General features: G+C 59.7%; 17 protein-coding genes and 1 pseudogene. 11 read left to right on the top strand and 7 right to left on the bottom strand.

What is annotated here, in order from left to right; genetic code table 11:
- Positions 1-66: 66 nt before the first annotated feature.
- Positions 67-555, top strand: coding sequence for an Lrp/AsnC ligand binding domain-containing protein (locus KGB18_RS01675; RefSeq protein ID WP_003206849.1), 489 nt, complete (start codon positions 67-69; stop codon positions 553-555).
- A gap of 124 nt (positions 556-679) precedes the next feature.
- Here KGB18_RS01675 and KGB18_RS01670 read toward each other — a convergent pair whose 3' ends face one another.
- Complete coding sequence (locus KGB18_RS01670) at positions 680-1,033, bottom strand: YkgJ family cysteine cluster protein (RefSeq protein ID WP_007894729.1); 354 nt, start codon at positions 1,031-1,033, stop codon at positions 680-682.
- Between the two features lie 148 nt (positions 1,034-1,181).
- Here KGB18_RS01670 and KGB18_RS01665 point away from each other — a divergent pair, with 148 nt between their 5' ends.
- Positions 1,182-2,495, top strand: coding sequence for an NAD(P)/FAD-dependent oxidoreductase (locus tag KGB18_RS01665; protein ID WP_223569305.1), 1,314 nt, complete (start codon positions 1,182-1,184; stop codon positions 2,493-2,495).
- A 143-nt stretch (positions 2,496-2,638) separates the two neighbouring features.
- Here KGB18_RS01665 and KGB18_RS01660 read toward each other — a convergent pair whose 3' ends face one another.
- Entirely contained in the window at positions 2,639-2,884 is a 246-nt protein-coding gene (locus tag KGB18_RS01660; RefSeq protein WP_123720232.1) for a DUF1127 domain-containing protein, read from the bottom strand.
- A gap of 179 nt (positions 2,885-3,063) precedes the next feature.
- Between KGB18_RS01660 and KGB18_RS01655 the strand changes: the two genes are divergently transcribed.
- A complete protein-coding gene (locus KGB18_RS01655; protein WP_123720231.1) occupies positions 3,064-4,485 on the top strand; it encodes a PLP-dependent aminotransferase family protein in 1,422 nt (473 codons plus the stop codon).
- Positions 4,486-4,541: 56 nt separating this feature from the next.
- Positions 4,542-6,122 (top strand): phospholipase D family protein, encoded by a 1,581-nt coding sequence (locus KGB18_RS01650; protein ID WP_201061255.1) that lies wholly within the window; start codon positions 4,542-4,544, stop codon positions 6,120-6,122.
- A 56-nt stretch (positions 6,123-6,178) separates the two neighbouring features.
- Here the strand turns inward: KGB18_RS01650 and KGB18_RS01645 are convergent, their stop codons facing one another.
- Complete coding sequence (locus tag KGB18_RS01645) at positions 6,179-7,324, bottom strand: MFS transporter (RefSeq protein ID WP_123720229.1); 1,146 nt, start codon at positions 7,322-7,324, stop codon at positions 6,179-6,181.
- A gap of 183 nt (positions 7,325-7,507) precedes the next feature.
- On the bottom strand, positions 7,508-9,001 hold the full coding sequence (locus KGB18_RS01640) for an aldehyde dehydrogenase (RefSeq protein WP_201061253.1): 1,494 nt from the start codon (positions 8,999-9,001) through the stop codon (positions 7,508-7,510).
- A gap of 227 nt (positions 9,002-9,228) precedes the next feature.
- Here KGB18_RS01640 and KGB18_RS01635 point away from each other — a divergent pair, with 227 nt between their 5' ends.
- Positions 9,229-9,591 (top strand): cupin domain-containing protein, encoded by a 363-nt coding sequence (locus KGB18_RS01635; protein WP_038980750.1) that lies wholly within the window; start codon positions 9,229-9,231, stop codon positions 9,589-9,591.
- Between the two features lie 189 nt (positions 9,592-9,780).
- Here the strand turns inward: KGB18_RS01635 and rpmG are convergent, their stop codons facing one another.
- Positions 9,781-9,936 carry a 50S ribosomal protein L33 gene (gene rpmG / locus KGB18_RS01630; protein WP_007894709.1) on the bottom strand — a complete coding sequence of 52 codons (156 nt, stop codon included), beginning with the start codon at positions 9,934-9,936 and terminating at the stop codon, positions 9,781-9,783.
- An 11-nt stretch (positions 9,937-9,947) separates the two neighbouring features.
- Positions 9,948-10,181: a 50S ribosomal protein L28 gene (gene rpmB, locus KGB18_RS01625; protein WP_007894701.1), complete on the bottom strand. Its 234-nt coding sequence runs from the start codon at positions 10,179-10,181 to the stop codon at positions 9,948-9,950.
- Positions 10,182-10,626: 445 nt separating this feature from the next.
- Between rpmB and KGB18_RS01620 the strand changes: the two genes are divergently transcribed.
- Entirely contained in the window at positions 10,627-12,213 is a 1,587-nt protein-coding gene (locus KGB18_RS01620; protein WP_223569304.1) for an ABC transporter substrate-binding protein, read from the top strand.
- A 188-nt stretch (positions 12,214-12,401) separates the two neighbouring features.
- Here KGB18_RS01620 and radC read toward each other — a convergent pair whose 3' ends face one another.
- Positions 12,402-13,076: a RadC family protein gene (radC, locus tag KGB18_RS01615; protein ID WP_123357421.1), complete on the bottom strand. Its 675-nt coding sequence runs from the start codon at positions 13,074-13,076 to the stop codon at positions 12,402-12,404.
- 136 nt (positions 13,077-13,212) lie between these two features.
- Here radC and coaBC point away from each other — a divergent pair, with 136 nt between their 5' ends.
- The 5 genes and pseudogenes from coaBC (at position 13,213) to argB (ending at position 17,473) form a co-directional block, all read left to right on the top strand.
- Entirely contained in the window at positions 13,213-14,421 is a 1,209-nt protein-coding gene (coaBC, locus tag KGB18_RS01610) for a bifunctional phosphopantothenoylcysteine decarboxylase/phosphopantothenate--cysteine ligase CoaBC (RefSeq protein WP_123720226.1), read from the top strand.
- A 5-nt stretch (positions 14,422-14,426) separates the two neighbouring features.
- A complete protein-coding gene (gene dut / locus KGB18_RS01605; protein ID WP_007894692.1) occupies positions 14,427-14,882 on the top strand; it encodes a dUTP diphosphatase in 456 nt (151 codons plus the stop codon).
- Between the two features lie 65 nt (positions 14,883-14,947).
- Positions 14,948-15,148, top strand: coding sequence for a hypothetical protein (locus tag KGB18_RS01600; protein ID WP_123720225.1), 201 nt, complete (start codon positions 14,948-14,950; stop codon positions 15,146-15,148).
- Positions 15,139-16,542, top strand: a pseudogene (locus KGB18_RS01595) (phosphomannomutase/phosphoglucomutase); the annotation flags it as partial. The gene KGB18_RS01600 and the pseudogene KGB18_RS01595, both read left to right, overlap by 10 nt.
- 25 nt (positions 16,543-16,567) lie before the next feature.
- Positions 16,568-17,473: an acetylglutamate kinase gene (gene argB, locus KGB18_RS01590; RefSeq protein ID WP_008007602.1), complete on the top strand. Its 906-nt coding sequence runs from the start codon at positions 16,568-16,570 to the stop codon at positions 17,471-17,473.
- The last annotated feature ends 26 nt before the right edge of the window (positions 17,474-17,499 follow it).

The raw sequence follows: 17,499 nt of genomic DNA, 5'->3' as shown, positions 1-17,499 counted from the left end.
CTATATAAGTGCCTATATTTGGCGACAATTCTCGGCAAAAACCCTTTTCACGGAGGCGCATCCCCTATGCGGACCAACACTCAGACCAAACGTGAGCTGGACAAGATCGACCGCAACATCCTGCGGATCCTGCAAGCGGACGGGCGTATTTCCTTCACCGAACTGGGGGAAAAGGTCGGCCTCTCCACCACGCCCTGCACCGAGCGGGTACGGCGACTGGAGCGCGAAGGGATCATCATGGGCTACAACGCCCGCCTGAATCCGCAGCACCTCAAGGGTAGCTTGCTGGTGTTCGTCGAGATCAGCCTCGACTACAAATCCGGCGATACTTTCGAAGAGTTCCGACGCGCGGTGTTGAAACTGCCCCACGTACTGGAATGCCATTTGGTGTCAGGGGATTTCGATTACCTGGTGAAAGCACGGATATCCGAGATGGCCTCGTACCGCAAACTGCTGGGCGACATCCTGCTCAAGCTGCCACATGTGCGCGAATCCAAGAGCTATATCGTGATGGAAGAAGTGAAAGAGAGCTTGAACCTGCCGATTCCGGATTGAGGCTTTGTGGTGCATGTTCGGGCCCCATCGCGGGCAAGCCCGCTCCCACAGGTGTTGCGCCGATCTTGTGGGAGCGGGCTTGCCCGCGATGGAGTCGACTCGGTGCCCCTGATTCACGCAACAGTCAGACCAAGACCTGTCGGGTAGAAGCCATGTACTCATGAATCTGCTTCTCGACCCGCGGATGGATCAGCTCCACCGGTCGCCGCCCGTTGGGGCATGGCAACGTCTTGGTGGTACCGAACAGTCGACAGATCAGCGGTCGCTCGTCATACACCGTGCAGCCGTTGGGCCCCAGATGGACGCAGTTGAGCTCATCCATCGCCGCATCCTGCTCGGCCCGGGTCTTGCGCGGCAGGCGGGACATTTCTTCGGGCGAGGTGGTCACCGGCCCACAGCAGTCATGGCAGCCGGGCACGCACTCGAAAGAGGGAATCTGCTGGCGCAGCGTGCGAATTTTCTGACTGTTGCAACTCATCGAAGCGGTGACCGAATGCGGAATAGACCGGGATTCTGACGCAAAAACCCCGATCCAGACAGCGCCAACCGACCGGTGTTGCCCGTGTCCGAAGCGGCGGCTTATGCTCCGTCAACTTTTTCAAACACACGAACTCAGGATGACGCACATGAACGCCCCCGTTCAGCAACCAGCCCCGAGCCATCAACACGCGGCCTCTTATTACGCCGCCAGCAGCTTGCCGCAACCCGATCTTGCGGTGCTCACAGGTGAGCTGGTTGCGGACGTATGTGTGGTGGGCGGCGGGTTCTCCGGGCTGAACACCGCGATTGAATTGGCCGACCGTGGCTTCAGCGTGGTGCTGCTGGAAGCACACAAAATCGGTTGGGGCGCCAGCGGACGCAATGGCGGGCAATTGATTCGCGGCGTCGGGCATGGCCTCGATCAGTTCGCCAACGTGATCGGTGCAGACGGTGTGCGTCAGATGAAACTGATGGGCCTGGAAGCAGTGGAAATCGTCCGACAGCGGATCGAGCGTTTTCAGATCCCTTGCGATCTGACCTGGGGTTACTGCGACCTCGCCAACAAGGCTCAAGACCTGGAAGGCTTCGCCGAAGACGCCATCGAGTTGCACAGACTCGGCTACCGTTACGAAACCCGTCTGCTGCAAGCCCACGAAATGCACAGCGTGGTGGGATCCGACCGCTATGTCGGCGGCTTGATCGACATGGGCTCCGGGCATCTGCACCCCTTGAACCTGGCACTCGGCGAAGCGGCCGCCGCCCAACAATTGGGCGTAAAGCTGTTCGAACAATCGGCGGTGACCCGCATCGATTACGGCCCCGTGGTCAAAGTCCACACCGCCCAGGGCTCGGTTCGCGCGAAGACGCTGGTGCTGGGTTGCAACGCCTACCTCAACGATCTCAATCCGCAACTCGGCGGCAAGGTGCTGCCCGCCGGCAGTTACATCATCGCCACCGAACCCTTGAGTGAAGAACAGGCTCACGCGCTGCTGCCGCAAAACATGGCGGCCTGCGATCAACGGGTGGCGCTGGATTATTACCGACTCTCGGCGGACCGACGCTTGCTGTTCGGCGGTGCCTGCCATTATTCAGGGCGCGATCCGAAAGACATCGCCGCGTACATGCGGCCGAAGATGCTGGCGGTGTTCCCGCAACTGGCCGGGGTGAAAATCGATTATCAATGGGGCGGGATGATCGGCATCGGCGCCAATCGCCTGCCGCAGATCGGTCGGCTCAAGGAACAGCCGAATGTCTATTACGCCCAGGCCTATTCCGGTCATGGGTTGAACGCCACGCACTTGGCGGGGAAGTTGTTGGCTGAAGCCATCAGCGGCCAGCAAGGCGGTGGTTTCGATCTGTTCGCCAAGGTGCCGCATATCACCTTCCCCGGCGGCAAACATTTGCGTTCGCCGTTGTTGGCGTTGGGGATGTTGTGGCATCGGATGAAGGAGTTGGTCTGATCGGTTAGCTGCGTTCTTTCGGGCCTCATCGCGGGCAAGCCCGCTCCCACAATGGTCGCTGGTGTTCACAAGAATTGTGTTCACCGCCAATCCCTGTGGGAGCGGGCTTGCCCGCGATGAGGCCCGAAAAAACGCCCTGGATCTCAGATCCGCCAGAACGGCTTAAGCCCCTCCTCCAACGCCTGCTCCTGACTCAATCCGACATCCCTGAGCTGCTCCGGCGTCAATTCCAGCAACACCTTGCGCGTGTGCAGACGATGCCAGAACAGGCCCCAGCGACCCAGGCAGGACGGTGCGTTGCGCATGACCGCCTCGCGTGCTCCGTTTTTTTGCCCTGCCGCCAGTTCCTGACTGTGTAACGTCAGCCGCACATCGCTCAAGCCGTTCATTTTCATTGCTCCTGTTTACTTGGGTAGCCAGAGGTTTCATGATGCGCGGACGGCGAAAAGCATTACAGATTCAACGATGGTGTATTAATTCCATACAGATTTTCCATTTCAGCCTCTGAATCACATATTTTTGCCCCATCTGTGCTGGTTAACCGAATCACCCACACCGAGACTGCGCCATGACCCTTTACGTCAACCTCGCCGAATTACTCGGCACTCGTATCGAACAGGGCTTCTATCGTCCCGGCGACCGGTTGCCCTCGGTGCGGGCACTGAGTGTCGAACACGGGGTCAGCCTGAGCACGGTGCAGCAGGCCTATCGAGTGCTGGAAGACGTTGGCCTGGCGATGCCAAAACCCAAGTCCGGCTACTTCGTACCGGTGAGTCGCGAGCTGCCGGAGCTGCCAGTGGTTGGCCGGCCAGCCCAACGACCGGTGGATATTTCGCAGTGGGATCAAGTGCTGGAACTGATCCGCGCCGTACCGCGCAAGGACGTCGTGCAACTGGGTCGCGGCATGCCGGACATCACCACGCCGACCATGAAACCGCTGCTGCGCAACCTTGCGCGAATCAGCCGTCGGCAGGACATGCCCGGTCTGTATTACGACAACATCTGCGGCACCCTCGAACTGCGCGAACAGATCGCTCGTCTGATGCTCGATTCCGGCTGCCAGTTGAGCGCCAACGATCTGGTGATCACCACCGGTTGCCACGAAGCACTGTCCACCAGCATCCGCGCCATCTGCGAGCCGGGTGACATCGTGGCCGTGGACTCACCGAGCTTTCACGGCGCCATGCAGACGCTCAAGGGTCTGGGCATGAAAGCCCTGGAAATCCCCACCGACCCGCTTACCGGAATCAGCCTCGATGCTTTGGAACTGGCGCTGGAGCAATGGCCGATCAAGGTCATACAGTTGACCCCCAACTGCAACAACCCGCTGGGCTACATCATGCCGGAGTCACGCAAACGCGCGTTGTTGACGCTCGCGCAGCGCTTCGACGTGGCGATTATCGAGGACGATGTGTATGGCGAACTGGCCTACACCTACCCACGCCCGCGCACGATCAAATCCTTCGACGAAGACGGCCGCGTCCTGCTCTGCAGTTCTTTTTCCAAGACTTTGGCACCAGGCCTGCGCATTGGTTGGGTCGCACCGGGCCGTTATCTGGAACGGGTGCTGCACATGAAGTACATCAGCACCGGCTCCACCGCGCCGCAACCGCAAATTGCGATTGCCGAATTTCTCAAGGCCGGTCACTTCGAACCGCATTTGCGGAAGATGCGCACGCAATACCAGCGCAATCGCGACGCGATGATCGACTGGGTGACCCGCTATTTTCCTGCTGGCACCCGGGCCAGCCGTCCGCAAGGCAGCTTCATGCTGTGGGTCGAACTGCCGGAGGGCTTCGATACCCTGAAACTCAATCGGGCGCTGCATGATCAAGGCGTACAGATTGCTGTCGGCAGTATCTTTTCCGCCTCGGGCAAATACCGTAATTGCCTGCGGATGAACTACGCTGCCAAAACAACCCCGCAGATCGAAGAAGCAGTACGCAAGGTCGGTGCGACAGCGATCAAACTGCTGGCGGAAACCGACTGACCTTTCTTCGGGAAGCGGCGTCCATATGCTAACTGCCACCACCCGGAATACGCTCCGTGAGAATCAGACAGCCCCTGCTTGCTCTTCTGTTACTCACCTCGCTCCTTGGTGGCTGCACAACACTCAATGTCTCTCGCGAGCCGAGTCAGGCCCTGCCGGCGGCCGACTCGGCGTTCGGCCGTTCGATCCAGGCACAGGCCGCCCCCCATGAGGGCCAATCGGGCTTTCGCTTGCTCTCCGATAGCTCAGAGGCCTTCACCGCCCGCGCCGAGCTGATTCGCAACGCCCAAAGCAGCCTCGATCTGCAGTACTACATCGTCCATGACGGCATCAGCACTCGAATACTGGTGAGCGAGCTGCTCAAGGCCGCTGACCGCGGAGTACGGGTGCGGATTCTGCTCGACGACACCACCAGCGATGGTCTGGACCGGATCATCGCGACCCTCGCCGCACATCCGAAGATTCAGATCCGCGTGTTCAACCCGCTGCACCTGGGCCGCAGCACCGTCGTTACGCGAACCATGGGCCGGTTCTTCAACCTGTCGCAGCAACACCGGCGCATGCACAACAAACTGTGGGTGGCGGACAACAGCGCGGCGATCGTTGGCGGGCGTAACCTGGGGGACGAATATTTCGATGCCGAGCCCAACCTGAATTTCACCGACATCGACATGCTGAGTGTCGGCCCGGTTGCCGAGCAGCTGGGGCACAGCTTCGACCAGTACTGGAACAGCGCCCTGAGCAAGCCGATCGAGCAGTTTCTCTCGACCAAGCCGACAGCCAGGGATCTCAGAAACACCCGGACCCGACTGGACGAATCCCTGGAGGAAACGCGCAAACAGAACCACGCGCTCTATCAACAGTTGATGACCTACACCACTCATCCGCGCCTGGACGTCTGGCGCCGTGAGTTGATATGGGCCTGGAACCAGGCATTGTGGGACGCGCCGAGCAAGGTGCTGTCCGACGGCGAACCAGACCCGCACTTGCTGCTGACCACCCAGTTGGCGCCCGAACTTAATGGGGTCAGCAAAGAGCTAATCATGGTCTCGGCCTACCTCGTACCCGGCGAACCGGGGCTGGTTTACCTGACCGGTCGCGCCGATGCCGGCGTATCGGTCAGCGTGCTGACCAACTCACTGGAAGCCACCGACGTACCGGCCACGCACGGTGGTTACGCGCCTTATCGCAAAGCCTTGCTGGAGCATGGTGTGCAGCTGTTCGAATTACGCCGACAGCCCGGCGACACCGATGACAGCGGCAGTGGACCGCGTCTGTTTCACAGCGGGAGCAGCTCCTATCGTAGTTCTAACTCCAGCCTGCACAGCAAGGCGATGATTTTCGACCGACAGAAAGCCTTCATCGGCTCGTTCAATTTCGACCCGCGCTCGGTACTGTGGAACACCGAAGTCGGGGTACTGGTGGACAACCCGCAGCTCGCCGGGCGGGTGCGCGAACTGGCACTGGAGGGTATGGCGCCGGCCCTCAGCTATCAGGCCCGGCTGGAAAAAGGTCAGATCGTCTGGGTCACCGAAGATGACGGCAAGCAGCACACATTGACCAAAGAACCGGGGGGGTGGTGGCGACACTTCAATTCATGGCTCAGCAGCATGGTCGGCCTGGAGCGGATGTTGTAGCCAAGAGGCTGGTGATGAATTGTGGTGAGCCCCCTCACCACAGGTTTGTGCAGTGCTCAGGCCGGTTCGGCAACTGTCCCAAACGCGCCTTGCCGCGATACCAGAATCACCAGCCCCAATGCGCCCGCCGCCATCAACAACGGCAAGGCATGCCCGCTGATCCACTGGCTTCCGGCACCGGCTGCCAAGGGCCCGATCAGGCAACCAATACCCCACAGCTGCGCGATATGGGCATTGGCGCGCACCAGCGCATCGTCGCGATAACGTTCGCCGATCAGGATCAGCGACAAGGTGAATAACCCGCCGGCACTGGCGCCAAACAACACCCACAGCGGCCAGATCAGTAGCGTGTCGATCAGCAACGGAATAGCCAGGCTCGACAGCAGCAAAAGCATCGCACAGCCGGTAAACAACGTACGCCGCGACAAGCGATCGGCCAGCGCGCCAATCGGCAACTGCAGCAAGGCATCACCCACCACCACCGTGCTGACCATCGCCAAGGCGATTTCCGTGGTGAAGCCCTGACGCAGGCAGTAAACCGGCAGCAAAGTCAGGATCATCGCTTCGAACGCCGCGAACAGCGATACCGCCCAGGCAATTGCCGGCAGGCCGCGGCAGAAGGTCAACAAGTCACCGAGGGTTACGCTGCAGGCTTCACTGGTGGGTGCGCCGCCGCGGCCCAGCAGCAGGAACGGTGACGTCATGAGCAAACCGACGCCGACCCAGAAGCCATAATCGTGCTCGGTGCCCAACGCCCCCAACAGTAACGGCCCGGCCAACTGACTCAGCGCATAGCTACTGCCATACAGCGCCACCAGCCGACCGCGCCATTGCTCGACCACCAGTTGGTTGATCCAGCTTTCACCAAGAATGAAGACGAGGGTCAGGATCACCCCGATCATCAACCGCAGTGCCAGCCAGACCGGGTAGCTCGGCCATACTGCCAGCAAACCGATGGATACCGCACCGGCCCACAGACACAAGCGCATCAGATTGGCCGTGCCAAGACGGGCCGCGAGGTGGCTGGAAATTTTCGCCCCCAGCAGCACACCAATGGCCGGCATCGCCGCCATCACGCCGATCGCGAACGAGCCGTAACCCCAGCCTTCCAGACGCAGCGATACCAACGGCATGCTGACCCCCAGGGCCAGGCCGACACTCAAGACAGACGCCAAAACGGCGAAATACGTCGCCCAACGCATGTTCCACACTCCTGTGGATATTTTTATGTACAGCACAAAACAGTGTGGGAGCGAGCCCGCTCGCGATGACGGAGCAACATTCAACATTGACGTCGACTGTCATACCGCTATCGCGAGCAGGCTCGCTCCCACAAGGGATCTATGTTGCGTCGGGCCTCGATATGAACCGGGGTCCGCTACACATTACAACTTGATCCAGGTCGCCTTCAGCTCGGTGTATTTGTCGAACGCGTGCAGCGATTTGTCGCGACCGTTGCCGGACTGTTTGAAGCCACCAAACGGCGCGGTCATGTCGCCGCCGTCGTACTGATTGACCCACACGCTACCGGCACGCAAAGCCTTGGCGGTCAGGTGAGCCTTGGAGATGTCGGCGGTCCAGACTGCAGCGGCCAGACCGTAAGGCGTGTCGTTGGCGATCTGGATGGCTTCTTCAGCGCTGTCGAAGGTGATGACCGACAACACCGGACCGAAGATTTCTTCCTGAGCAATTTTCATCGCGTTGCTCACACCATCGAAAATCGTTGGCTCGACGTAAGTGCCACCGGTTTCCTGAAGAATGCGCTTACCGCCAGCCACCAGTTTGGCGCCATCGGTGTGACCGGATTCGATGTAGGAAAGCACAGTGTTCATCTGCTGGGTGTCCACCAGCGCACCGACATTGGTTGCCGGGTCCAGCGGATTGCCCGGCTTCCAGGTTTTCAGGGCCTCAATTACCAGCGGCAGGAATTTGTCCTTGATCGAACGCTCCACCAGCAGGCGCGAACCGGCGGTGCAGACTTCGCCCTGGTTGAAGGCGATGGCACCGGCAGCGGCTTCGGCGGCGGCTTGCAGGTCCGGCGCATCGGCGAACACGATGTTCGGGCTCTTGCCGCCAGCTTCCAGCCAGACACGTTTCATGTTCGATTCGCCGGAGTAGATCAGCAGTTGCTTGGCGATTTTGGTCGAACCGGTGAACACCAGGGTGTCCACATCATTGTGCAGGGCCAGGGCCTTGCCGACGGTGTGACCGTAACCCGGCAGCACGTTCAACACACCTTTCGGAATACCGGCTTCAACGGCCAGCGCCGCAAGGCGAATGGCTGTCAGCGGCGATTTTTCGGAAGGCTTGAGGATCACCGAGTTACCGGTGGACAGCGCCGGGCCGAGTTTCCAGCAGGCCATCATCAACGGGAAGTTCCACGGCACGATCGCGCCGACCACGCCGACCGGCTCGCGAGTCACCAACCCCAGTTGATCGTGCGGGGTAGCAGCGACTTCGTCGTAGATCTTGTCGATGGCTTCACCGCTCCAGCTCAGGGCTTGCGCCGCGCCGGGAACGTCGATGTACAGGGAATCGCTGATCGGCTTGCCCATGTCCAGGGTTTCGAGCAGGGCCAGCTCTTCGGCGTGCTGTTTCAGCAGGCCGGCGAAACGAATCATGGTGGCTTTGCGTTTGGTCGGCGCCAGGCGCGACCAGGCGCCGGAATTGAAAGTGGCGCGGGCGTTGTCCACGGCACGCTGGGCATCGGCGGCGTCACAGCTGGCAATCTTGCCCAGCAGACGGCCATCGACGGGGCTGATGCACTCGAAGGTCTCACCGGAGACGGCATCGGTGTATTCGCCATTGATGTAGGCGCGGCCTTCGATCTTCAGATCGCGAGCCCGTTGTTCCCAGTCGGCACGAGTCAGGGTGGTCATTCGAGTGTCCTCCTCTTATTGAATACGAGTGCCCCGCGTTCTATGCGGGTGCTGTCAGGAATTCTGCCCGGCCAGCCTGCTTTTCGGCTCAAGGCAACCGTTACCCTAAACCAGTGGCCGGTGAAGTTTCAATATATTTGACACAAGGCTGGCAAACGGCCTTGCGATGTTCATTTTAATAAACATAGACTTTCAATTTTCCAGCGCAATCACGGGGGAATACCAGCATGAGCATTCAGGATATCGTCGATTTCAGCCAAGCCAACACCCAGCCCGATCGTTATCGGCCCGACCCTGCAAAAGTCCTCAAGGGCGACCCCGAGCAAGCGGTGTACAACCACTACAACAGCCCGTGCGGCCAGATGAGTGCAGGTGTTTGGGAAGGCGAAGTCGGCCAGTGGCTAGTGAACTACACCGAGCATGAATACTGCGAAATCGTTCAGGGGGTTTCAGTGCTGCGTGACGGCGACGGCAACGCCAAGACCCTGCGTGTGGGCGATCGCTTCGTGATTCCGGCCGGTTTCAAAGGCACCTGGGAAGTGCTGGAGCCGTGCCGCAAGATCTATGTGGTGTTTGAACAGAAGGCTTGAAGATTTGTGCTGCCCCGGCCGACCTCATCGCGGGCAAGCCCGCTCCCACAGGGATCTGTGTCAATCACAAAACCTGTGGGAGCGTGGCTTGCCCGCGATGAGGCCCTGACAGACAACACAAAACCCGCAGGCAACAAAAAAGGCCCGTATCTCGCGATACGGGCCTTTTTCGTAAGAGGGAAAAATCAATTACTTGATTTTGCCTTCTTTGTAGATCACGTGCTTACGAACAACCGGATCAAATTTCTTGATCTCGATTTTGTCCGGAGTAGTGCGCTTGTTCTTGTCGGTAGTGTAGAAGTGACCAGTACCGGCGCTCGAAATCAAACGAATCAATTCACGCATGATTAGCTCCCTTAGATCTTGCCGGCTTTGCGGATTTCGGCCAGCACGACAGTGATGCCACGCTTGTCGATGATACGCATGCCTTTGGCAGATACGCGCAGACGCACGAAACGTTTCTCTTCTTCAACCCAGAAGCGGTGATGCTGCAGGTTCGGCAGGAAACGACGACGGGTTTTGTTGTTTGCGTGGGAAATGTTATTCCCAGTCACCGGACCCTTACCGGTAACTTGACATACTCTCGACATGCCTCAGCCCTCTAAAACCACATGCCCAACCCGGCATGGGTTGGCCGCTTAATCTCTCAGTCATTTGGCGCCAGGCGCCGCGTTTCTTTAGAGGTCTTACCGGCTACACCTACAGTGAAGGAACCGGGCCCCTAGAAAAGAGCGCTGCTTTATACCAGAAAGACTGGAGAGCAACAACATTCCGTGTGCGCGAACTTGATAAATTCCCCCTTTTCCGGGCGCCGGGCGCCTTGGATAAAGGCTGTCGTCGATTAAGACCGCTCGTCGCAGAGAATCGGCAAACCGACCGATTCCGGGTTTTCCTCGGCCCGCATCACCGAAAACAAGCGCACATAGTCCCCTTAAAACGAAAAAGGGGATAGTCATTTGCAAAAGAGCCCACTAGGGTAAGCCTTTTCCAGACTGCACTTGCAGATGGGCCTTCGATCTGTAAAGGAATCCGACCATGCGCCTCGCTGCCCTACCGCTGCTGCTCGCCCCGCTTCTACTGAGCCCCTTGGCCCATGCTGCCGCCTTGAGCGTCTGCACCGAAGCCAGCCCGGAAGGGTTCGATGTGGTGCAATACAACTCGCTGACCACCACCAATGCCTCGGCCGATGTGCTGATGGACCGCCTGGTGGACTTCGACACGGCCAGCGGCAAAGTGGTCGCCAGCCTGGCGGACAGCTGGGAAGTCACGCCCGACGGCCTGACCTACGTCTTCAAATTGCACCCGCAGGTGAAATTTCACCGTACCGAATACTTCAACCCGACGCGCGACCTGACCGCCGAAGACGTGAAGTTCAGCTTCGACCGCATGCTCGACCCGGCGAACCCGTGGCACAAAGTCGCCCAGAGCGGCTTCCCGCACGCCCAGTCGATGCAGTTACCGGCGTTGATCAAGAAGATCGACGCATTGGATCCGCTTACCATCCGCTTCACCCTTGATCACCCGGACTCGACTTTCCTGCCAACCCTGACCATGGGTTTCGCCTCGATCTATTCGGCTGAGTACGCGGACAAACTGCTGAAGGCCGGCACCCCGGAGAAACTCAACAGCCAGCCGATCGGCAGCGGCCCGTTCATCTTCACGCGCTTCCAGAAAGACGCCTCGATTCGCTACAAGGCCAACCCGGATTACTTCCGTGGCAAGCCGTCGGTTGACCCGCTGATCTTCGCCATCACTCCGGACGCCAACGTGCGCCTGCAGAAGCTGCGCCGCAACGAGTGTCAGATCGCCCTGTCGCCCAAACCGCTGGACGTACAGGCCGCGCACAAAGAGCCGACCCTGAAAGTCGAAAAGACTGACGCCTTCATGACCGCATTCGTTGGCATCAACAGCCAGCATCCGCCGCTGGACAAACCCGAAGTGCGCCAGGCCATCAACCTGGCGTTCGACAAGGCCAATTACATCAAGGCCGTGTTCGAAGACACCGCTGAACCCGCCAATGGCCCATACCCGCCCAATACCTGGAGCTACGCCAAAAACCTCTCGGGCTACCCCCATGATGTCGAGAAAGCCCGGGCATTGATGGCCAAGGCCGGGCTCAAGAGTGGTTTCCAGACCACCATCTGGACCCGCCCTTCCGGCAGCCTGCTGAACCCCAATCCGAGCCTCGGTGCGCAATTGCTGCAGTCCGACCTGGCGGAAATCGGCATCCAGGCCGAGATTCGCGTGATCGAATGGGGCGAGCTGATTCGGCGCGCCAAGGCCGGCGAGCACGACTTGCTATTCATGGGCTGGGCTGGCGACAACGGTGATCCGGACAACTTCCTCACGCCGCAGTTTTCCTGCGCGGGGGTCAAATCCGGCACCAACTTCGCCCGCTACTGCAACCAGGACCTGGACAAGCTGATCAGCGCCGGCAAGACCACCGGCGAGCAAGGTGTACGCACCAAGCTCTACGAACAGGCCCAGGCGCAGATCCAGCAACAAGCGTTGTGGCTGCCGCTGGCGCACCCGACTGCCTTTGCGCTGACGCGTAAGGATGTGCAGGGCTATCAGGTCAGCCCGTTCGGTCGTCAGGATTACTCGAAGGTCAACCTCAAGTAATTAGCGTCACCACAAAACCTGTGGGAGCGGGCTTTTGTGGCGAGGGGGCTTGCCCCCGTTGGCTGCGAAGCGGCCCCAAAATCTCTGATGCACCAAAAATCTTGTGAATGCTACGCACTCAAACAGGGGCAAGCCCCCTCGCCACAGGCCCGCTCCCACAGGGACTCACTTAACTTCGAATCCCTCGCTCACATCCACCCATACTCAGCCATCGACAGCGGATCGCCGTCACCGACGATGAAATGGTCGAGCACCCGCACATCAATCAAGTCCAGGGCCTCTTGCAGGCGCTTGGTCAGCGTGCGATCGGCTTGACTGGGGTTGGTGTTACCCGACGGATGGTTGTGGCAGAGGATCAACGCTGCGGCGTTGTGGGCCAAGGCGCGTTTAACCACCTGCCTCGGATAAACACTGGTGCTGTCGATGGAGCCGCGAAACAGCACTTCAAACGCCAGCACTTGATGCTTGGAATCCAAAAACAGACACCCAAACACCTCGTGAGGCTCGTGGCGCAGCATCGACTTCAGGTAATCACGAACCGCCTGCGGATTCTCCAGCGCCGATTTTTGGCGCGCACGTTCGGCCAAATGCCTTCTGCCCATTTCCTGTGCAGCTTGCAACTGAGCGAATTTCGCTGGTCCAAGACCTAATTGCCTGCTGAACGCAGCCTGATCGGCCTCTAGCAGTGAGCGCAGGCTGCCAAACTGATTCAGCAGATGTCGCGCCAGATCAACTGCGCTTTTACCCGACACGCCGGTCCTTAAAAAAATCGCCAGCAGTTCGGCGTCCGAAAGGCTCCCCGAGCCCAACTCAAGCAACCTCTCCCTCGGCCGCTCCGCCGCCGGCCAATCGCGAATACTCATAGCACCTCCCTGGAATGTGGGCGCCGCTGTTCCATAGCGGTCGCTGTGATATCGTAGCCCATCTTTTTTGCTGGCGAATTCATCCCTGGGGAGGGGGTATCGCCAAGCAGTCATCAACGAAATGAAAGGCAGACCTATGCAGCGGCTGTATCGGAAACGCATCGTTCTGGGCGTCGGCGGCGGCATTGCTGCCTACAAGAGCGCCGAGCTGGTTCGCCGCCTGATCGACCAGGGCGCCGAAGTGCGCGTGGTCATGACCCGTGGCGGCAGCGAATTCATTACCCCGCTGACCATGCAGGCGTTGTCCGGGCATCCGGTCCATCTCGATTTGCTGGACCCGGCGGCCGAAGCCGCGATGGGCCACATCGAGCTGGCCAAGTGGGCCGACCTGGTGCTGATCGCTCCCGCCACCGCGGACCTGATCGCCCGCCTGGCCCAAGGCATTGCCGACGACCTGCTGACCACGCTGGTGCTGGCCACCGACGCGGTGGTCGCGGTTGCCCCGGCGATGAACCAGGCCATGTGGCGCGACCCGGCGACCCAGGCCAACCTGCAAACCCTCGAAAGCCGCGAGCTCAAGGTCTTCGGCCCAGCCTCCGGCAGCCAGGCCTGCGGCGACGTCGGCATGGGTCGCATGCTCGAAGCCACCGACCTCGCCCAGTGCGCGGCAGACTGCTTCCAGCGCCAGGCGCTGACCGGCAAACACGTGCTGATCACCGCCGGCCCGACCCAGGAAAACATCGACCCGGTGCGCTACATCACCAACCACAGCTCCGGAAAAATGGGCTTTGCCCTGGCCGAAGCCGCGGTAGAAGCCGGCGCCCGCGTGACCCTGATCACAGGCCCAGTGCACCTGCCGACCCCGGATCGCGTCACGCGCATCGACGTGGTGAGTGCCCGCGACATGCTCGCTGCCTGTGAAGCGGCGATCCCTTGCGACCTGTTCATCGCCTCTGCTGCGGTCGCAGACTACCGCCCGGAAGTCGTCGCCCCACAGAAACTCAAGAAAGACCCTACGAACGGCGACGGCTTGTTGCTACAGATGGTGCGTAACCCAGACATCCTGGCCACCATCGCCACCCGCCCCGACCGTCCGTTCAGTGTCGGTTTCGCCGCCGAAACCGAACACTTGCTCGATTATGCTGCACGCAAGTTGAAAGACAAGAACCTCGATCTGATCGTCGCCAACGACGTCGCGAACCCGAGTATTGGCTTCAACAGCGAAGAAAACGCCTGCAGCGTGATCGACCGTGAGCTGCACGCCACACTCTTCGCCCAGACCAGCAAGAGCAAAATCGCTCGCCAGCTGATCACTTTTATCGCCGAACGTCTGAACCAGGTTTAATTTACATGCACGCTTTGCAAGCCAAGATCCTCGACCCACGCATCGGTACCGAATTCCCGCTGCCGCAATACGCCACGCCAGGCTCCGCCGGCCTCGACCTGCGCGCCATGCTGGAAAAAGACACCGTCATCAAGCCGGGCGAAACCCTGCTGATTCCGACTGGCCTGTCGGTGTACATCGGCGATCCGGGCCTGGCGGCCTTGATTCTGCCGCGCTCCGGCCTGGGCCATAAGCACGGCATCGTGCTGGGCAATCTGGTTGGCCTGATCGACTCCGATTACCAGGGGCCGCTGATGGTGTCGTGCTGGAACCGTGGCCAGACCGATTTCAACATGGTGGTAGGCGAACGCCTGGCCCAATTAGTGCTGGTACCGGTAGTTCAAGCGCATTTTGAAATGGTCGAAGAGTTCGTCGAAACCCAGCGCGGCACCGGCGGGTTCGGCCATTCGGGTAGCCACTGATCATCGGCACTCAGGCTGGGAGCCCTGCCCGGCCTGACCTGTCCTCTGCATTTTAAGGATGAAAATTGCAAAGACGTCATCTGGAAGGTTTACCACTGGAAATCAAGGCATTGGCCGGCCAATTGCTCGCCGATGCTGATGGCATGGCATTTACACACCACGAACTCTCTGCCGAAAACGCCGTCATACCCTTCAGTTTGAGCCAGCCCACGAATTTTTCGCAGGCTTGTCCAGCCACTTTAGAGATGGAGCATTTCCAGAAATGAGCACCCCAGCCCAAGTCGCACCCAAGTTCCCCGACAGCATCTTCCGCGCCTACGACATTCGCGGCACCGTCCCGGAATTCTTGAACGCTGAAACAGCTTATTGGCTTGGTCGCGCCATCGGCTCCCAGAGCCTGGCCCAGGATGAACCGAACGTTTCAGTCGGCCGCGACGGTCGCCTGTCCGGCCCGGAACTGGTCGAGCAACTGATCAAAGGCCTGGCCGACAGCGGTTGCCACGTCAGCGACGTCGGCCTGGTGCCAACCCCGGCGCTGTACTACGCCGCCAACGTACTGGCCGGCAAATCCGGCGTGATGCTCACCGGCAGCCACAACCCGTCGAACTACAATGGCTTCAAGATCGTCATTGCCGGCGACACTCTGGCAAACGAACAGATCCAGGCCCTGCATGAACGCCTCAAGACCAACAACCTGAGCAGCGGCAAGGGCAGCATCACCAAGGTCGAGATCCTCGACCGCTACAACACTGAAATCGTCCAGGACATCAAACTCGCCCGCCGTCTGAAAGTGGTGGTCGATTGCGGTAACGGCGCGGCCGGCGTGATCGCCCCGCAGCTGATCGAAGCCCTGAACTGCGAAGTCATCCCGCTGTTCTGCGAAGTCGATGGCAACTTCCCGAATCACCACCCGGACCCGGGCAAGCCTGAAAACCTGGTCGACCTGATCGCCAAGGTCAAGGAAACCAACGCCGACCTGGGCCTGGCTTTCGACGGCGACGGCGACCGTGTAGGCGTTGTTACCAATACCGGCAGCATCGTTTTCCCTGATCGCCTGTTGATGCTGTTCGCCCGCGACGTCGTGGCGCGCAACCCGAACGCGGAAATCATCTTCGACGTCAAATGCACCCGTCGCCTGATCCCGCTGATCAAGGAATACGGCGGTCGTCCGCTGATGTGGAAGACCGGTCACTCGTTGATCAAAAAGAAAATGAAACAATCCGGCGCCCTGTTGGCCGGCGAAATGAGCGGGCATATCTTCTTCAAGGAACGCTGGTTCGGTTTCGACGATGGTATTTACAGCGCCGCGCGGCTGCTGGAGATCCTCAGCAAGGAAAAATCCACCGCGGAAGAGCTGTTCGCGACCTTCCCGAACGATATTTCTACGCCAGAGATCAATATCCATGTGACCGAAGAGAGCAAATTCAGCATCATTGATGCACTGCACGATGCGCAATGGGGTGAAGGCGCCAACCTGACCACCATTGACGGCGTGCGAGTCGACTATGCCAAAGGCTGGGGCCTGGTTCGCGCCTCCAACACCACACCGGTGCTGGTGCTGCGCTTCGAGGCCGATGACGAGGCTGAACTGCAGCGCATCAAGGATGTGTTCCACGTCCAGTTGAAACGCGTTGCACCTGATCTCCAATTACCGTTTTGATCTTCTGAAGCACCCGGAGCCCTGAATGACCCTCGAACGCGAAGCCGCCGCCAACACCGCCAAGGTCCTGTCCGAAGCGCTGCCTTACATTCGCCGCTATGTCGGCAAGACGCTGGTGATCAAATACGGCGGCAACGCGATGGAAAGCGAGGAGCTGAAAACCGGCTTCGCCCGCGACATCGTGCTGATGAAAGCTGTCGGCATCAATCCAGTGGTGGTTCATGGTGGCGGCCCGCAAATCGGCGACCTGCTCAAGCGTCTGTCGATCGAGAGCCACTTCATCGATGGCATGCGCGTGACTGACGCGCAGACCATGGACGTGGTGGAAATGGTCCTCGGCGGCCAGGTCAACAAGGACATCGTCAACCTGATCAACCGTCATGGCGGCAGCGCCATCGGCCTGACCGGTAAAGACGCCGAGCTGATTCGCGCGAAAAAACTCACTGTTACCCGTCAGACGCCGGAAATGACCCAACCGGAAATCATCGACATTGGCCAGGTGGGCGAAGTGGTCGGCATCAACACCGACCTGCTGAACCTGCTGGTCAAAGGCGATTTCATCCCGGTGATCGCGCCAATCGGCGTCGGCGCCAACGGCGAGTCGTACAACATCAACGCCGATCTGGTGGCCGGCAAAGTGGCCGAGGCACTGAAAGCCGAGAAGCTGATGCTGCTGACCAACATCGCCGGCCTGATGGACAAGTCGGGCACGGTTCTGACCGGTCTGACGACTCAACAGGTCGACGACCTGATCGCCGACGGCACTATCTACGGCGGCATGCTGCCGAAGATTCGTTGCGCGCTGGAAGCGGTACAGGGCGGTGTGGGCAGCTCGTTGATCATCGATGGTCGGGTGCCGAACGCGATTCTGCTGGAAATCTTCACCGACACCGGTGTGGGCACCTTGATCAGCAATCGCAAGCGTCACTGATTCAAACCTTAAAAAGATCGCAGCCT

Origin of the sequence: Pseudomonas sp. BF-R-26 (assembly GCF_019947395.1) — a bacterium.
Taxonomy (GTDB): domain Bacteria; phylum Pseudomonadota; class Gammaproteobacteria; order Pseudomonadales; family Pseudomonadaceae; genus Aquipseudomonas; species Aquipseudomonas farris.
Note: the sequence above shows the minus strand (reverse complement) of the source record. Positions and strands in the feature narration are given on the sequence as shown.